Below are 16,652 nucleotides of genomic sequence, written 5' to 3' on the forward strand. Positions count from 1 at the left end.
GCCGGGGGCCGAATGCGTTGTGGGGGCGGTCGGGGCCGACGGTATCGCAGGCACCCGGGTCCGGGGCGGGCCGTCACCCGAACGGGTGGGGTGAGAAGCCGTGGAGCGATCGCGGGGCTGTGGGTGGGGACCGCGGTCGGGCCCCCGGGTCGGAGCCCGGGGCGGAGCCGGGGTCGGGGATCGCGCGGGCCCGTGGTCGGGGGCGGGGAGGGGTTTGGTCGGTGGGTTCTCACCCGTTTCTCTTACGGGAGGCGCGCCGCACCGGGACGCGGGCGGGCGCGCCCCGGCGAGGGGGGCGGGCGCGCCCGACGGGTCCGCGTCCGGGTGCCTTCGGCGCGCTGGACGCGGGCCGCGGCGTCGGTCAGGCTCGCCCGGCCGTGTCGGGGAGGGGAGTGCGGGCGTCGGCGTGCGCGACCGTGTGCGCGAACCATTCCAGGACCCCTCGGATCTCCTCGCCGTGCTCGGCGAAGACCTCCAGCGGGAAGGAGGGCCGCAGGTCCAGTTTGGCCTCGGCGAGGTCGATGCCGTCGACGCGGTTGAGGCGGGCCATCAGCTCGCGGCGGGACAGCTCGTCGTCGAAGGGCGGGCGACGCTTCAGGTGCTCGAAGGCCACCTCGACGGTGCCGGAGACCGGGTAGAGGCCGAACGGCCACAGCGAGCGGGCCGGGTCGGAGCCCTGGCGCAGGGTCGGGAAGCAACTGGTCTCCGGCTTCCGGCCGTACCTGAGGGTGCCGCCCAGCCCCTCCCAGAACCGGAGGGAGGCGAGCACCCCTTCGGCGGTGTGGGGCGTCTGGTTGCCCCGGAGCAGCGTCTCGAAGCGGTGGGCCGCGGTCTGCCCGTCGTCGGTGTCGGTGTGCCGCGCCGGGGCCTCCCGCTGGTGGTCGTCCTTGCCGACGAGTGCGGCGAGATCCGCCGCGGTGAGCCGGTGGGAGCGCCGGGCTCGGCCTCCCTCGTCGAAGGGGACCCCCTCGCTCTCCAGGGCCTCGCGGGGCCCGGGGAACCCTTCTCGCCCCGCCGGGGGCCGGAAGCCGGGGGACACCTTGCCGTCGGCGAGCAGGACACGGTAGGCCCCGTGCAGGGTGGGCCGGGCGCTCACATGGCTCCCGACGCCCATCGCGGAGGTGCCGATCAGGGCGGCGAGGTCGCCGTAGGTGGTCCAGGTGCCGGCCGGCATGGTCAGCAGCGCCTGTCGGAGTTCGGCCCAACCCGTCCATTCGGCGTCGGTGTACGCGTCGACCGGCCCGTCCACCGGACCCGGCCACAACTTGACCGCCAGGTCGGCGAGTTCTGCGGAGCGGGACAGGATCTCCGCTCTGCCCCAGCGGTGTTGGTCGGCGATGCGCTGGTTCATGCGCAGCGCGCTGGAGTCGAGAATCTGTTGCTTGCGGTGGAAGGGGTGGTTGGAGAGGCGGGCGTTGTCACCGGAGAGGGTGAGGTTGCCGAGGGTGTGGATCAGCCGGCCGTGCAGCTCCTCCGGGCTCTCCGTCTCCCCCGCCTCCTCGGCGAGGAGGTCGAACCACTGCTGGGCGGGACGTTGTGGGAGCACGTGCTCCACGGTGAGGTTGGCCTTGGCGAAGTCCACCGGTTCGCTCGCGCCGTATCCCTCCTCGAACCTGCGGAGAATCTCGAAGCGTTGGCCGGCGCGGCCGGACTTGTAGAACGGGCGGTCGCGGATGGCTTCCCGGACGACGGCGTCGGACGGCCAGAGCCGGGTCCCGGTCTTCGCCGACAGTACGCGTCGGACCGCGTCGGGGAGCCGCCGTCCGGCCTCCAGTTCCCGCTCCACCTCCTTGGGCAGCTCCATGAAGGTGCGGTTGTTGCCGGTGGTGGAGCTGCCGGCGAACAGCCGGCGGACCATGTAGCTCTCCGCATAGGCCATGGCCGTGGCCGCTTCCTCGGGGGCGCAGTCGCCGGCGTCCAAGCGGTCGAGCACGAGCAGTGCCAGAGGGTAGTGCGTCTGGCCGCCCCAGCGGAACAGCCGTTCCAGCACCTCCCGCAGGCCGGCGTGGTGCTCGCGGTGCGGTTCGACGATGCGCATGAGACGGGCGGCGCGGACGTTCAGCCGGGCGATCTCGGCCTCCAGGGCCTTCTCGTCGGAGCTCAACGGCTCCAGGCGCCTCTTCTGGTCGCGGTAGATGTCGCTCTGCTTGGCCCGTCGGTCGCCACCGACGACCAGGTCCAGCCAGACGAGGAGTTCCAGCCGGGCGGGTCCCAACAACTCCTGCATCGGGAGCCACAGGTTCCGGTACACCGCCTCGCCGCGCTTGGGCAGGCACATGAAAAGGTAGTTGCGCAACAGGTCGCTCTGGCTGAGGCCGACACCCGTGTTGTTGATGGACTCGAAGATCCGGTAGACGTTGTCGCCCTCGGCGGCCGTGATCGACACGATGGAGAGGAAGTCACGGAGCACCGACTCGACGGCACCGACCCACTCCTCGCCGCCGCTCTCCTCCCCCACGGTCAAGGCGGCGTGGAAGAACCGGTACGCCCCTCCGACGTTGCCGGGGCCGCCGGCCGTGGGCAGCGACTCCACGCAGGCGACGAACGCGTCGCGGTCGGCCTGTGTCGGCAGGAGCCGGTAGTGGTCCTTCCCCTCCTGGTAGCGGTTGACGAGGATCAGGTCGTGGATGCGGTCCGCCTTCTGGTCCCGTCCCAGGGCCCGGTGGCGGTCGCGCAGGGCGGTGAAGGCGAGCATCAAGGTGGTCAGCCGCTGCTGTCCGTCCACGACGAGCCAACGCTGCATCCCGCCCGCGGCGACCCTCTCCGGCGCCAGCACCACCGACCCAAGGAAGTGGGCCGCGGGGGCCGCGCCCTCCGACCGATCCTCGACGAGTTCCTGGACGTCGTCCCACAACTGCCGCAACTCGTCGCGTTGCCAGGTATAGGTGCGCTGGTACAACGGGACCTGGAACTGAACCTCTCCGTGAACCAGCTTGCTGAACGTCGTCTCCTGGGCGTGCACGTACGTCCCCTCCCGGTCCGTGCCACATGAGCCCGCCATTGTGCCGGACACCGGGGGCGGTGATCGGCGAAACCGCCGACGACCACCCCGACCGCCGCGCACTCCCGGGCAGAGGGCTTCACCGGCCAGGCCGAGAGCGGACTCCTCGGCACCGCTGGCGTCACTCGCCCATCGTGTTCGCGGACGAGGGACCGGACGCGATGACGACTCGCCCGAAGTCGAGGGCGATCCGCTGATCGAGGGGAACCCGGACTCGGCGTCCTCCCGCGCTGCCAGGCGGCGTTCCCGCTGCTCCGACACCACCGGTGAGGGGGCGACAAGACGTCGTGCGGTTCACCCGTCGAGCCGGTGGCCGAGGCGACCGGGCGACCGGGCGGCCGGGAGGTCGGGAGGTCGCGGGAACGCCGGGTGGTGCCTGGCGCCGCCGGCTGGGCCCCGCGTGTCTCAGAACAGGGCGCGCGTCTCAGAACAGGGCGAGGCCGTCCCCGTCGGTGTCCGGCACGACGGGGCGGGGACGGGCGGGAAGGTCGTCCGTGCGCTCGGGGCCCGCCGCCTCGGCGACGGCGGGGGCCGTCTGGGCCAGCCACGCGCCGAACCGCTCGACGGCGTCGCGGTAGCGGACGCGGGCCAGGACGCGGTGCTCGCCCGAGGGGCAGCGGTCGACCACGACCGTGAGCAGGCAGGATCCGGGCGTGTAGTGACTGCCCGTCCAGGACACGCGCAGGGCTCCGCAGGGCTCCCTCCCGCGCGGGGCCCGATGGGTCGGGCGCAGCGGCCGGCAGTCGACGAAAGCCGTCCAGGCGGCGAGGTGCGGGAGGGGGAGCACCGTGCGCGCGCGACAGCCGGTGCAGCGGTGCCAGTGGCGCAGCCAGACCTCGGCGTCGCTGCCGAACAGGCGGGTGTAGCGACCGGCCACGCGGACGTCGGTGGCGTAGAGGTGGTCGGGGCGTTCCCGCGTGTTGCAGGACTGGCAGACCGGGGCGCGGACGTATCCGTGTTCGTGGCAGTGGTCGAGGACGGTGGCGGGCGTCTCCCCGCAGACACCGCACAACCACCCGGCGATCTTCAGGGCGATGCCGGGCTCCCTGCTGAGCACCGAGTACCGCCGGTCCTCCCACTGCCTGGTGTACGGGCGCGGAGTCGGGGTCGCGGGGCGTGCGGGGCCCGCCGCACCGGCGCCGTCGCCGTCCTCCGCCCGCCGTGGGGTGGGTCCGCCCGGGGCCGGTCGGGCGGGCCGTTCGCCGGCCGCCGCCCCACGCACCCGCGCGGTCCGCGGCCACCGCGTCTCGGCGTGCTCGGCGGCGTCGAGCAGCCGCACCAGCGCGCGCGGCAGCCACCACGTCGGCCGCGCCCCGTCACACCCGCGCTCCACGAGCACCCGACGCCACTCGACCCCGGCGAGGTGGCTCGACGGCCCGTCGGAAGCACGGCCCCGGGCGGGGCCGGGAGGGGGCGTCCGCCGCAGCTCCGTCGCGACACGCCGCCGCCAGCTCGGCGCCGTTCCCGTGTCGCGGTCGGGAGCCGACGTTCCGCGAAAGGGCCCGACGCGGACCAGGTCACGCCGGTCCACCCGGAGGGCGTTCAACTCCGCCGCGGCACGCCGCACCTCGGACTCGGCGACGCCCCATCGCCCGTCGTCGATCTCGGTGGTGGGCACCAGGCGCCCCCCGAGCAGGACGTACCCGGACCGGGGGTGGGCGGGAGGGCGGGTCAGGGCTCCGGAGGACGTGGGCAGGGCGGCGCGCGAGGTCAGGGCGGGCCACAGGGCATCGGCCGCCTCCAAGGAGATCAGGCCGTGCGCACGGCCGGGCTTGGCACGCTCCGTCACTCCCCCAGGCTAACGGCGCCGGAGGGTGGTCGGCGCGCCTGCCGGGCGGTGCGAGGACGGACCGCCCTCGGACGCGGGCAAAGGGCACGGACCGGGGCGCGTCTCCGGCGAGCGCGCGTCATGCGGCCGGGCCGCCCGGGAATCCCGGACGGCCCGGCCGCCGCACGTCTCGTCAGGCGTATACGGGCGACTTCGGGTTGGGGCCGTACTTGTTGGGCTCGGAGTCGCCGTCCAGGCAGGTGAAGACCAGCATCACGATCGTGCCGACCAGTGGGACGATCGTGATGAGTACCCACCATCCCGAGCGGCCCGTGTCGTGGAGACGCCGGACGGTGACGCCCAGGCTGGGCAGGAACAGCCCCAGCCACAAGAGCGGGACCAGGATGTTGACGCCGAGGAGAGCGTCCACGATCGACAGCACGATACCGAGGGCCAAGTAGACCAGGAAGTACATCCAGTATTCCTTGCGGCGTGCGCGCCCGCTGAACACGGCGTACTTCTTGACGGCCTCGATGAACCACTGCATGTTTTCCCCAAGAATGGTGCGAAATTCCTACCGGCGAGACCGGCTCGGTGGAAGACCGTACGGATCTGACAAGTGCGCGTCAACGGCAATCGATCTTCGGGTCCACGCTCGGACACCCCGCGACCGGGGGCACCCCAAGCGTCGCAATCCACCCGCTTTCACACATTCACCGAGGAAGCCATGTCCGAATTTCGCGATTTGGGGGCCGAAGAAAGATCATCAATCGGTGATCGAAAGACGTGTGCGCGACCGAATCGACGTTTCTTCGAGGCCGGAACGATCTCGAACCGTTGCGTACTCACGCCCGGGATCGGCGAGCGCTCGGACCTGCCGACGTCGGACCCGCTACGGGCGAAGCGGCGCGTACTCCACCTCACCGTGCTCGTAGCCCTCGCCAGGACTCCGACAGATCGCCGGTCCCCTCGGGCAGGACCGTCAGAGAGAAGGTGACGGGGAAGCCGCCTGGACGGCCGCCCGAATCTCGGGGGCACCGAGCGCCTCCGGCGGATCGACCAGGAAGACCACCCGCGCGTAAGCGGTCAGCAGGGAGTGATCACGTGTGGCCGCCTCCAGGAGCCGGCCCACGTACGCCTGCCGCTCCCGCCACCTCTCGGTGCGCTCGCCCTCGACGACCGGGAAGACGAGGTCGGCGCCGGTCGTCATCGACCACACCGAGTCGACCGCCTCCTTCGCGAGGTCGGCGAAGTACTCCTCGGCTCGCGGCACGCCCGGCCGGGACACGTGGCCGCGCAGCACCATGGCACCGAGTGCTGCGACCGTCATGCCCTGCCCGTACACCGGGTTGAAGCTGCACACCGCGTCGCCGAGGACGAGGAGGCCGGCCGGAAAGGAGGGCATCCGCTCGTAGCGGCGGCGCAGATTGGCAGGGAAGCGGTATGCCACCGGGTCTCCCAGCGGCTCGTGGCCCTTCACCGTGTCGTGGATGTCCGACCCCGACAGCGACTTCAGGAACGTGAGGAACCCCTCCGGGTCACGGGGCGGGTAGTCGCCGAGGAAGCCGCACGCCGTCACCGCCGTGCGTCCGTCCTCGATGGTGGTGCAGATGGCGCCACGCCCGGTCTCCGGCGACGCCACCACGTCGATGGCGACGTCGGCGCCCATCCGGTCCGGCGGCAGCCGGAAGTACTGTGTCGTGTAGCCGACCCCGATCCGCTGCCGGTCCTCCGCGACCTTCGGGAAACCCAGCTCGGTCAGCCATGCCGGGGTCCGCGAGCGCCGCCCGGTGGCGTCCACCACCAGATCGCCCGTGAGCTCGCGTGAGATGCCGTCCCCCACCACCGACACCCCGACGACCGTCCGCCGGTCCCGCGTCGTCAGCAGACCGGTGACGTCGTGCCGGTGGAGAAGCGACACGTTCGGCAGCGCCCGTACCCGGGCCCGTACCCGCTGCTCCAGGTGCTGCCGGCTCATCGACACCAGCAGCATGTCCGAATGGGGCTGCGGCATCCGCCGACCCTCCATGACCCAACGGACATTGCCGGTGACGTCCCCCGTCACGGCCCCGCCGGAGATCAGCTCGTCCGTGATGCCCGGCAGCAGTTCCTCGATGATGTGCCGGCCACGGGTCAGCAGGGCGTGCACGTGATCGCCCTGCGGCACTCCCTTGCGGGGAAGGTCGTCGTCGACGAGTTCGTCCCGGTCCACCACGACCACGTCGTCGTAGGAGTCAGCCAGCACACGCGCGGCCAGCAGACCGGCCATGCTCGCGCCCAGGACGATCACGCGGTTCCGCTCGGCTGTCCCCACGGTGTTCTCTCCTCGGAGGCGTAGATCCGAAGCCACGCGAAGGGGCGCGGCTCACGCGTCGGCCGACGGCGTCATCAGGGCCACCGTCTAGGCGAATTGGGCAGTGTGCATGAGCAACTCTACGTAATGATAGTGCAGTTGTTGTCAGGTGTTCGGCCCTGATGTGTCCGTACCAGGCAGTCGACCGCCACGAGGTCCCGCAGGCGTCGCGCGGCGGCGCCGGAGCGTCGACGCGGTCGGACCGCGCACGCCCCGCCGGGCGTTCCAGGCGAGGACGCCGCCCCTCGACACGTGGTCCGCCGGTACCGTGCGATGCCGGGACGGGCCGCGGCCCCTCCGGCCTGAGCCGACACCCCCTCGACCGCGCCGATGGAATGTCGGACCCCCGGTGCTCCCCGGGCCGGCCGGGCCCGAGGCGACGACCCGCAGGGCTTCCTGCCCGGCCCCGGTGGGCGTCAGGGACCCAGGCAGCAGTCGCCGCACTTGCCGCCGGAGGGGGTGCGGTAGAAGAGGCAGCAGCTACGCCGGCGGAAGGCGAGGTCGCGGCCTGTCAGTCGGCCGGTGTCCGCGAGGCGGCCGGTGGCGAGCAACTCGGCGGTGAGAGCGGTGAGCGGTCGGCGCAGTTCGGGCCGGGCTCGCAGGAGGACCTGGGCCGTGCCGGTCAGGGCGGACGCGGCGTTGCCGTCCAGCAGGCGTGGCGCGAGCCTGCGGCGGAGGGCGGCGGCCAACGGCGCCAGGTGCTCGCCGACCACGACCCGGTACAGCGTTCCGGCGAGTGGCGGGAGGCCCTCGGCGTACCAACCGGTGGGCCGGGGCAGTCGCAGGGCCGGCGCGTGGTCGGCGCGGTGGAGTCCGGACAGGTCCAGGACGATTCCATGACCGAGGGCACAGGCCAGGACCGGCGACCACAGGCGCGCCGCGTGCCCCAGGTGGGCCAGAGAGGCCCCGACACGTGTCTCGCGGGTGTCGTACCGCTCGGCGATGGCGCCGGCGAGATCGCCGAAGCCGCTCGGGTAGGCGTCGGTGACGGGACGCCAGCCCCGCTCGGGGCCGCCGAGCGTGACGGCGAAGAAGCCGCCCAGGGTCGCGGCGTCCTCCAGGGCGGTGGCGACGGCCTTCGCGGGGGCTCGGGCGGACGCGTACGGGGTCACGTCGGCGTGGTCTCCTGTCGTGGTGCGGGCCGCGCGCCCGTCTGGGCGTGGCCGGCGAGAAGGGTCACGGGACTTCCTCTCGTGCGGGTGCGGCGGGGGGCGGAGCGCCGGGCTCAGGGGGCCGCGTGGCGTCGGGGCGGGGTGAAGACGTGCAGGTCGAGGATCTCCGGCCGGGGCGCGATCCCGGGCCCGCCCGCACGCACCCAGGAGGCGACGTCCTCGGTCGCCGCCGGGTCGTTGACGAGGCCGAGCCAGACCGGCCGCGCCCCGGCGGCCCGCCCGGCGGCCGAGGGCCGCACGACGACGACGTTGGCCTGGTCGCAGACGTCCAGGCAGTCCGAGATCCGCACGGGGGCGACCTCCCGAAGGCGGGCGGCCTGGGCGGAGTGGTCCACGCCGGCCATCCGGGGGCTGCCGCAGCAACAGTCCCGGCAGACAACCACCCGACACGGCAACGGTCCCGGACCCGGCCCCGGGGCGGTGGAGCGTCCGGCGCCAGGTCCGCCCGCACCGGCGTGGCCGTCGCCTCGGTCACGCGCTCCGACGCCATCGCGTGCGCCCGCCGCGCCCCGTCCCTTGTCCGCCGCCAAGCTCGGCGGCCTCTCGGCCGACCTCCCAGGCATGCCGAACCACCCTCCTCCGGGGAAATCCGCCCCGGGTTCGTCGAGGAGGCGACCGCGTGAGTCTCCTGGCTCTCGGGTCGAGGCTCGCCCCGCCTTCCCACCCGCCTTCGGGCAGTGGCGTGTTCGGGGTTCGCTCGCCGATCACAGTGGCGGGACCGCGTCGGTTTCGCACCGACTTCCTCGTACCGCCGTCGCCTTGTCGTGGGACATCATGGCATTTTGGACACCCCGCGTCACCAGGTGGTCTCCGGGTCGAGGCCCGGGCGGGCCCACGCCGGTCTCCCGTCGGTCCGCGGCGCGCCCGGCGCCCGCGACGCCTCGACCCCTCCGTACGCCGCGGAGCACCGGCGCGGACTCCGGCGGACGCGGTGTCACCCGCTCCCCGAGGACGGAGACCCTCGGGGAACGAAGCGCGCGCCACACCCGGTACGCCTATCTGAATTGCCCCGAATTGCCGCGTACGTCACCTCGGCGGTGACAGGATCCGCGCAGCGTGCCGCCGTTCGGCGCACGACCCCCCACGAAGGGATTCGCGTGAGACTCAGGACCATGCTCCGCCGGTTCGGGACGGCGGCCGGCGCCGGCATCCTCGCCGCGGTACCGCAGACACCGGCCGCCGCCGTGCCCGCCTCGCCGACCACGGCCCCCGTCTCAAGGGCGGCGACCGCCACCGCTCCCACACTGGTCACCGGTCCGGAGGGCCGGCAGTCCGACGCCACCTGCCCCGCCGGCACGACGGTGATGGGCGGCGGGTACACCGCCACCCGTTTCGCCCGTGCCAACGGCGGCAGCGTCTACGACTACGTCACCGCCAACGGTCCCGTCGCCGAGTCCAACTCCTGGCGCGCCCGGGTTCTGCGGGACGGCAGCACCGTCGTCGCCTACGCCATGTGCGTTCCCGGCGAGCAGGGGTACCGCGTCGTCTCCGGCCCCTCCTCCCGCCAGTCGGACGCCACGTGCCCGACCGGCACCCGCGTGGTCGGCGGCGGATACGGCGTCCAGACCTTCGTGCACGCGCGCGGCGGGACCATCTACGACTACGTGTCGGCGAACGGCCCCGTCGCCGAGTCCAACTCCTGGCGCGCCCGCATGCACCATGACGACGGCAAGGTGATCGCCATCGCCGTCTGCGCGCCGGAGCGCCTCGGCTACCGGATCGCCACCGGCCCCTCCGCGAGAGAATCGGACGCCACCTGCCCGACCGGCACCCGCGTGGTCGGCGGCGGATACGGCGTCCAGACCTTCGTGCACGCGCGCGGCGGCACGCTGTACGACTCCCTGACCGCCAACGGCCCCGTGTCGCAGAGCAACGCCTGGCGGGCCCGGATGCTGCACGAGCAGGGCAGGGTCATCGCCCTCGCCGTCTGCGCGCCGCAGGAACTCGGCCACCAGATCACCGCCGGGGCCTCCGCGCGCGACTCCCAGGCCACCTGCCCGGCGGGCACCAGGGTGGCGGGCGGCGGATACGGCGTGCAGTGGTTCGCCCGGGCCAACGGAGGCGAGATCTACGACTACCCCACCGTCGACGGTCCGACCTCCAACGCCACGGGCTGGCGGGCCCGGATGCTGCACGAGCAGGGCAGGGTCATCGCCCTCGCCGTCTGCGCGCCCACCGGCTGACCGGCGCGGACGCCGCACCCGCTCTCGGCGGGCCTCCGGCCGGTCGCTTCTAGGGTGAGGAGGGGGCCGGACGGGCGTGGCGTGTCGCCGACCGTGCTCCGTGAGACGCTGTTCGGGCATGATCGGCGAGGTTGGCGGTCGTGGTCGTCGTGGGGGGGCGGGGTGGCTGCACGGGGCGACCGCGCCCGGCGGGTGAGTGTGGGGGAATCCATGATCGTCTGGGTGAACGGCGCGTTCGGGAGTGGCAAGACCACGCTGGTGGACGAGGTGCGGAGGCGTTGGCCAGAGGCCCTGGTGTACGACCCGGAGATGGTCGGCTATGTCCTCCGGGAGATCGTGGAGGTGCCGACCGGCGACTTCCAGGATCTGCGACTCTGGCGACGTCAAGTGGCGGATTTGGCCGTGGCGCTGGTCGAGGAGTACCGCCGGCCGGTCCTGGTGCCGATGACGCTCGTCGACCCCGGCTATACGGCGGAGATCTTCGGTGTACTGGAGGGAGCGGGGGTGACGGTGCACCACTTCTTTCTCACCGTGTCGGAGGACGAGCTGGTCCGCCGGATCGACGGGCGGAGCTTCACGCCGGACGACCCCGAGCGGGACGAGCGGGTGCGGCGGTGGTGCAAGTCCAGGATCCGAGTCTGCGTGGCCTCGATGGAGACCCTGCCAGGCGGCACCGTCTTCCTGGACGGCGCTCGGAGTCCGGGTCTCCTGGCGGACGATGTGCTGACTCGGGTCGGTTCGCACCCGTGAGTGCGAGCGATGCTCGCACCTCCGCGGCTCGGGCCGCAGCATCCCGGGTCACCGGGGGGCGGGGATCGGGTGGGGTCAGTGGACGGAGAAACCGCCGTCGACGAAGAGGGTCTGCCCGGTCACGTAGGCGGAGGCGCGGCCTGCCAGGAACACGGCCGCCCCCGCGAAGTCCTCGGGCAGACCGTTGCGCCCGACGAGTGTGCGGTCGGCCAGCGCCGACACCTGCTCGGGGTCGGAGGCCATGCGCGCGTTGAGCGGGGTGGGGACGAAGCCCGGGACGAGCACGTTGCAGGTCACGCCGTGCGGCGACCAGGCCTCCGCCTGGGAGCGGGCGAGGGATTCCAGCGCTCCCTTGGACACCCCGTAGGCGCCACTGCGGGCGAACGCTCGGTGCGCCTGCTGCGAACTCACGTGAATGATCCTGCCGAAGCCGCGCTCGGCCATGCCGGGGCCGAACCTCCGACCGAGCAGGAAGGGTGCCTCCAGGTTGACGGCCATCGTCGCGTCCCACACGTCGTCGCCCAAGTCGCCCATGGGCGGGCGGAGGTTGACGCCCGCGCTGTTGACCAGGATGTCGGGCTCTCCGAAGACCTCGGCGACCCGTTCCGCCGTCTCGCGCGTTCCGTCGCGGGTGCTCAGATCGCCGCCGACCCAGGCCGCCCCGTGGCCCTCGGCGACCAGTTCGTCGGCGACGGTCACCCGCACGGACTCGCCGCGGGCCACGATCACCACCCGGGCCCCGGCGCGCGCGAGCGCCTCCGCGATGCCCCGGCCGATGCCCGAGCTGCCGCCGGTGACCACGGCGACACGGTTGTCCAGGGAGAACAGCTCGGTGAGATAGCCCGACGCGACCATTCTCGAACCCTACCTCCGACCGGGTCGGGCCGGCCGGGCGCGGAGGCGGTCTCGTGGCCGGTCGGGCCGGTCGGGCCGGTCGGTCGGTCAGCGGGAGCCCATGCCGAAGGCGCTGGAGAGGTGGCGGCGGGCGTCCTCGACGGAGGCGGCGATGACGCTCGCGGCCTCCCGGGCCTCCTCGGGTTCGTGGGCCGCCTGCACCTGGAGGCGGAACCGGGCCGAACCGGCCGGGGTGACGGGGAACTCGACCATGAAGGCGAGCACGCCTCGGTCGAAGAGCAGCCGGTTGGCGGTGCGGGCCAGCTTTTCGTTGCCGATCAGCAGGGGGACGATCGGCGAGGGGGATCCCAGGCACTCCAGGCCCCGCGTGGTCAGCGCCTCCCGCAGCGCGTCGATGGCCGCGAAGAGACGCGCCCGCAGCCGGTCCCCTTCCGGGTCGGCCACGATCCGACTCGCCTCCAGGACGACGGCGGTCTGGACCGGCGAGAGGGCGTTGGAGAAGAAGTGGGGACCGCCGAACATCTTGGCGTACTGCTTGACGGCGGGGGTGCGGGAGGCGAGGAACCCCCCGTTGGAGGCGAAGGTCTTGGAGAAGGCCCCCATGACCAGGTCGACCTTGCCGATCAGCCCTTGGAGTCCGAGCACGCCGGAGCCGCCGGGGCCCATCGAGCCGAGGTCGTGGGCGACGTCCACGAGCAGTGTCGCGTCGTGGGCGTGGCATGCCTCCTGGAGCGCGAGGAGATCGGGCCAGTCGGCGTCGACGGAGAACAGGCCGTCGGTGACGACCAGGATGCCGTTCCGGGGGTCGCGGCGCCTGATCTCGCCCAGGTGACGTCGCACCTCCTCGACGTTCAGGTGTTCGTAGCGGATGACGTTCCTGCTGGCCGCGCGGGCTCCCTGCTGGAGACAGGAGTGGGCGAGGCGGTCGATGACCACCCAGTCCTCCTGCCGGACGAGAGCCGTGATGGAACCGAATCCGGCCGACCATCCGGTGGGGAAGAGCGTCACGTGTTCCAGCCCGACGAGCCGGCCCAGGGATTCCTCCAGGGCGTCGGAGAGCCGGGTGTTCCCGAGGACCATGGGGGAGCCGGCGCTGTGCGGGCCGTAGTCGCGCAGGGCGCGGGCGGCGGCCTCCCGGATCGCGGGGTGCGCGTTGAGGGAGAGGTAGTCCTGGGAGTTGAAGTTGACGCCCCGGGCACGTCGACCCACGTCGTTGCTGATCTCGGCGATGCTGCCGGGCGCCGCCTCCAGGAGTCTGGAGTACTGCCAGGTCTCGGTCCGACGACGGGCCTCGACCCAGCCGTGGAACTCCTCGGTGCGACGCAGCAGGTCGCGGCCGGCGGGTCGGTAGAAGTCGTAGGCCTGCTTGTCGAGGGCGTACTCCTCGTCGGGGTCCGCGGTGATACGCAGGTGGGCGGGTTCGACCAGGTCCGCGAGACCGGGCCGCGCCTCGGGATAGACGTCGGTCAGGAACCGACGCAGCGCGTCGGGGTCGGGCGGGTCGCCGAGCGCGAGGTCCGCCAGGTCCTCCCAGGGCACGTGGGTGGCCCAGTTCGTCATCATCTCGGAGACCTCCCCCGCCGCCTCGCCGATCTCCCGCGCGGCCCGGGACAGCCTCCGTCGGGTCTCGGGGTGCGTCGCCGGGTCGGCGGGCGGCGGGTCGGCGAGGTCCTCGAGGGCCCGATCGGCGGTCTCCAGGACGAGGGCGACGAGTTCCTCGTCGGTGCGGGGCAGGGGGGCGCTGTGCATGGCGGAGCTACCTTCGCGGTGGTGAACGGGCCTCAGGAGAAGGGGTTGCGGAGGTAGCCGCGCGAGGTCTCGGCGAAGCCGTCGAAGATCGCGTGCTGCTCCGACGTCTCGCGTGCGGCGTCGTTGATCAGGAAGAGGTTGGACGGCTCGAAGAACCGGGAGACGGGCGCGATGTCCGCGTGGGTGGCGATGTAGCGGTCGGTCTCCTCCTGGTTTCCGCGCAGCGCCGCCATGAGTTGCAGCTCGTCGTGGCGGAGGGGACGCATCTCGGCGAGCGTGCAGACGTAGTCGTAGTAGGCGGCGGCGTTCTGGCTGCGGCGGCGCTCCTGGTACGTCCGAAGGGCGGCGTCCAGGGGCCGGTCTCCCCGAAGCCAGGAACCCACTGCGGCGGCGGCCAACTCGGCGTCCCGGAAGGCGTGGGTCATGCCGGTGGCGGTGCACTGGTCCTTGAAGCTCTCGGCGTCTCCGACCAGGACCCAACCCGGGCCGTACAGGGGGCGGAGGTAGGCGGCCTGGTCCAGGGTGCCGTAGAAACGTTCCTCCTGGCGGCCCTCGGAGCGGACCGTCTCGCCCAGCTCGGGACTGACGAGGGAGAGCGCTCGCTGGAAGTTGCCGGCGACGTCCGAGCGGAAGGCCGACCCCCACTCGCTCGGCCCCCACACCAGGGTCATGTTCTGATCGAAGTTGGTCGGTACCACGGCGGCGGCCAGCCGGCCCCGGCGGTGCAGGTGCAGGCCGCCCGGAGCGAAGCCCGAGTAGTACGTCCAGTAGGCGAAGGTGCACCGGGCCCGCTCGTCGTGCTTGGCCAGGCCGAGGGCCCGGGCGACGAAGGAGTTCCGCCCGTCGGCCCCGACGACGATCCGGGCGCGCTCCTCGAACCGGGCGCCTTCCCTGGTGCGGCCCCGGACCCCCGTCACCCGGCCGTCCTCGAAGACGAGTTCGTCCACGAGGCATCCCTCGCGCACCTCCGCGCCGGCCTCGTCGGCCGCGTCGAGAAGGATCTTGTCCAGGACCCTCCGGCGCACCGAGGCGTGCGCGGTGACGACCCCGGTCCCGTCTCCGTGCAGTTCCTCGAAGTGCGTCCTGAGGAGCTTCTCGGGAACCTCGCCGGTCAGCTCGATGCCCTCGTTCACCAGGTGGACGGCGGTGTGCGAGGGCGTGGTGCGCGACACCTCGTCGAGCAGCCCCCAGCGGTTGAGGTAGGACAGACCGTGGGGCCACAGGAAGTGGGTGGACAACACGTCGCTCGGCAACCGCGAGCGTTCCAGCAGCAGGACACGATGACCCGCTCGGGACAGCAGCATGGCCGTCGCGGACCCCGCGCACCGGGCACCCACGACGATCGCGTCGAACACGGCTCCTCCTCGCCTTGCCCGACCCCTCCCCGGACGGGGAGCCGAAGCGGCCGGTGTCGGCGTCGACGAACGGCTCGTGGACTCGACCGGATCGGGCTTCTCGAAAACCTATCCGGATTCCGTCGTTCTGTCAGCCGGCGTACGTGGCGGGCCGATTGGCGTGCGGCGGAAGCCTCGACGACACGCGTGGCCGGCCGACCGCGAGCGTCCCGTCCACGCGTCAGCCGAAGAACGTCCGCAGCCCGCCGAGCATGAGCTGGATGCCGATGGTGGCGACGAAGAGGCCGCCGAAACGGGTCATGACGGCCATGGTCGAGTCGGCCAGGTTCATCCGGTTGACCAGCACCAGGTGGCCCACGGGGATGAGGAGCACGGTGATGCCCACCGCGATGAGAGCGGCCACGGGCCCGCTCGAGCCGCTTCCCGTGGAAGAGATGGTGATCACGGTGGTGATGGCGCCGGGCCCGGCCATGAACGGGATGGCGTAGGGCACGACGATCGAGCCCTCGGCGGATGCCGGTGTCGCGGGCTCGTGGGCGGCGGCCCCGCCCTGCGCGCGTGGTTGTTGGCCGCCGAAGAGCATCTCGAAGCCCATCAGGGCCAGGACGAGGCCGCCCGCCACCCCGAAGGCCGCGAGGTCGATGCCGACGAGTTCGAGCAACTCCCGGCCGACGAGCGCGGAGACACCGAGGGTGACACCGACGATGGTCATGATCCGGACCACGTACTCGCGCCGGCGCTCGGGCTCGTGCTCGGTGAGCAGGCGGAAGAAGATGGCACGAATGAAGGGATCGACGAGGAGGATCATGGCGATCGTCGCCTGGATCGTGAGTTCGAGTGTGCTCATGCCCCGCCCGCTCCCGTCGCTCACGCCGCCGCTCATCGGCCGGGCCACGTGGTCGATCGACGTTCCGCGCCCACCCGACGGCCGACTCTGACGACGACCGGCCGCTCGTTCATCCGGACGCGCCGGTCGCGGGGCTCGGTCGGCGGGCCACTACGCCGGACGCGACCGCTTGTCGGTCGTGTGCCGGCGGGGGCCCGCCAAGGCGGCGCAGAGGAGGACGTACGCGGCGAGCGCGACGACGGGCATGTGTCCCCCCGGCGCGTCGACGTCGTCGAGGAAGTAGCCGGAGAGTCCCGCCCAGGCGAGTCCCCCGACGGACACGAGGACGGCGTTGCCGACCTCTCCCGTCGTCCGCATGCCGGCCCAGAGCAGGAGGGGCATGAGCGCCCAGGCGGCGGCGGTGGTGAGAAGGAACTCGAAGGACCCCGCGAAGGGGGTGTCCCCGCTCCCGCCGGCGGACTCCCGGGACCACGCGTAGCCGGTGGACATCAGGGCATGACAGGCGGCGGTCGCCGCGGCGGCGGTCAGGGCCGCCTTGGCGGGGCGTGCGTACGGCATGCGGGCCATCCTTCCTCGGCGGCCGGTTCCGCGAGGGTGCGCGGGAACCGGCGGCCGGCGG

Annotated in this window: 13 protein-coding genes and 1 riboswitch; of the genes, 2 read left to right on the forward strand and 11 right to left on the reverse strand. The window is 72.6% G+C overall.

Annotation, left to right across the window (positions count from 1 at the left end):
* Nucleotides 1-361 precede the first annotated feature (361 nt).
* The 6 genes from JEK78_RS05795 to JEK78_RS05820 form a co-directional block, all read right to left on the reverse strand.
* Complete coding sequence (locus JEK78_RS05795) at nucleotides 362-2,962, reverse strand: DUF262 domain-containing protein (protein ID WP_200263030.1); 2,601 nt, start codon at nucleotides 2,960-2,962, stop codon at nucleotides 362-364.
* A 463-nt stretch (nucleotides 2,963-3,425) separates the two neighbouring features.
* Nucleotides 3,426-4,790, reverse strand: a complete 1,365-nt coding sequence (locus JEK78_RS05800) for an endonuclease domain-containing protein (protein WP_200263031.1) — start codon at nucleotides 4,788-4,790, stop codon at nucleotides 3,426-3,428.
* Between the two features lie 172 nt (nucleotides 4,791-4,962).
* A complete protein-coding gene (locus JEK78_RS05805) occupies nucleotides 4,963-5,316 on the reverse strand; it encodes a DUF805 domain-containing protein (RefSeq protein ID WP_200263032.1) in 354 nt (117 codons plus the stop codon).
* Between the two features lie 435 nt (nucleotides 5,317-5,751).
* Entirely contained in the window at nucleotides 5,752-7,083 is a 1,332-nt protein-coding gene (locus JEK78_RS05810) for an FAD-dependent monooxygenase (protein WP_200263033.1), read from the reverse strand.
* 455 nt (nucleotides 7,084-7,538) lie between these two features.
* On the reverse strand, nucleotides 7,539-8,234 hold the full coding sequence (locus JEK78_RS05815) for a (2Fe-2S)-binding protein (protein ID WP_200263034.1): 696 nt from the start codon (nucleotides 8,232-8,234) through the stop codon (nucleotides 7,539-7,541).
* A gap of 113 nt (nucleotides 8,235-8,347) precedes the next feature.
* Nucleotides 8,348-8,689 carry a (2Fe-2S) ferredoxin domain-containing protein gene (locus JEK78_RS05820; protein WP_200263035.1) on the reverse strand — a complete coding sequence of 114 codons (342 nt, stop codon included), beginning with the start codon at nucleotides 8,687-8,689 and terminating at the stop codon, nucleotides 8,348-8,350.
* 205 nt (nucleotides 8,690-8,894) lie between these two features.
* Nucleotides 8,895-9,084: riboswitch (cobalamin riboswitch) on the reverse strand.
* Between the two features lie 307 nt (nucleotides 9,085-9,391).
* Here JEK78_RS05820 and JEK78_RS05825 point away from each other — a divergent pair.
* Together JEK78_RS05825 and JEK78_RS05830 are read left to right on the forward strand one after the other, a co-directional pair.
* The gene (locus JEK78_RS05825; RefSeq protein ID WP_200263036.1) at nucleotides 9,392-10,477 is read left to right on the forward strand and encodes a hypothetical protein; all 1,086 of its coding nucleotides are present in this window, start codon (nucleotides 9,392-9,394) and stop codon (nucleotides 10,475-10,477) included.
* A gap of 210 nt (nucleotides 10,478-10,687) precedes the next feature.
* On the forward strand, nucleotides 10,688-11,227 hold the full coding sequence (locus JEK78_RS05830) for an AAA family ATPase (RefSeq protein WP_200263037.1): 540 nt from the start codon (nucleotides 10,688-10,690) through the stop codon (nucleotides 11,225-11,227).
* A 75-nt stretch (nucleotides 11,228-11,302) separates the two neighbouring features.
* Here JEK78_RS05830 and JEK78_RS05835 read toward each other — a convergent pair whose 3' ends face one another.
* The 5 genes from JEK78_RS05835 to JEK78_RS05855 all read right to left on the reverse strand — a co-directional run bounded on the left by JEK78_RS05835 (nucleotide 11,303) and on the right by JEK78_RS05855 (nucleotide 16,591).
* Entirely contained in the window at nucleotides 11,303-12,082 is a 780-nt protein-coding gene (locus tag JEK78_RS05835; RefSeq protein ID WP_200263038.1) for an SDR family oxidoreductase, read from the reverse strand.
* Nucleotides 12,083-12,169: 87 nt separating this feature from the next.
* A complete protein-coding gene (locus JEK78_RS05840) occupies nucleotides 12,170-13,831 on the reverse strand; it encodes an aminotransferase class I/II-fold pyridoxal phosphate-dependent enzyme (RefSeq protein WP_200263039.1) in 1,662 nt (553 codons plus the stop codon).
* Nucleotides 13,832-13,863: 32 nt separating this feature from the next.
* Complete coding sequence (locus JEK78_RS05845; protein ID WP_200263040.1) at nucleotides 13,864-15,186, reverse strand: NAD(P)/FAD-dependent oxidoreductase; 1,323 nt, start codon at nucleotides 15,184-15,186, stop codon at nucleotides 13,864-13,866.
* A 220-nt stretch (nucleotides 15,187-15,406) separates the two neighbouring features.
* Entirely contained in the window at nucleotides 15,407-16,033 is a 627-nt protein-coding gene (locus JEK78_RS05850; protein ID WP_200263041.1) for a MarC family protein, read from the reverse strand.
* 150 nt (nucleotides 16,034-16,183) lie between these two features.
* On the reverse strand, nucleotides 16,184-16,591 hold the full coding sequence (locus JEK78_RS05855) for a hypothetical protein (protein WP_200263042.1): 408 nt from the start codon (nucleotides 16,589-16,591) through the stop codon (nucleotides 16,184-16,186).
* Between the last annotated feature and the right edge of the window lie 61 nt (nucleotides 16,592-16,652).

It is taken from the genome of Streptomyces sp. HSG2 (assembly GCF_016598575.1).
Taxonomy (GTDB): Bacteria; Actinomycetota; Actinomycetes; order Streptomycetales; family Streptomycetaceae; genus Streptomyces.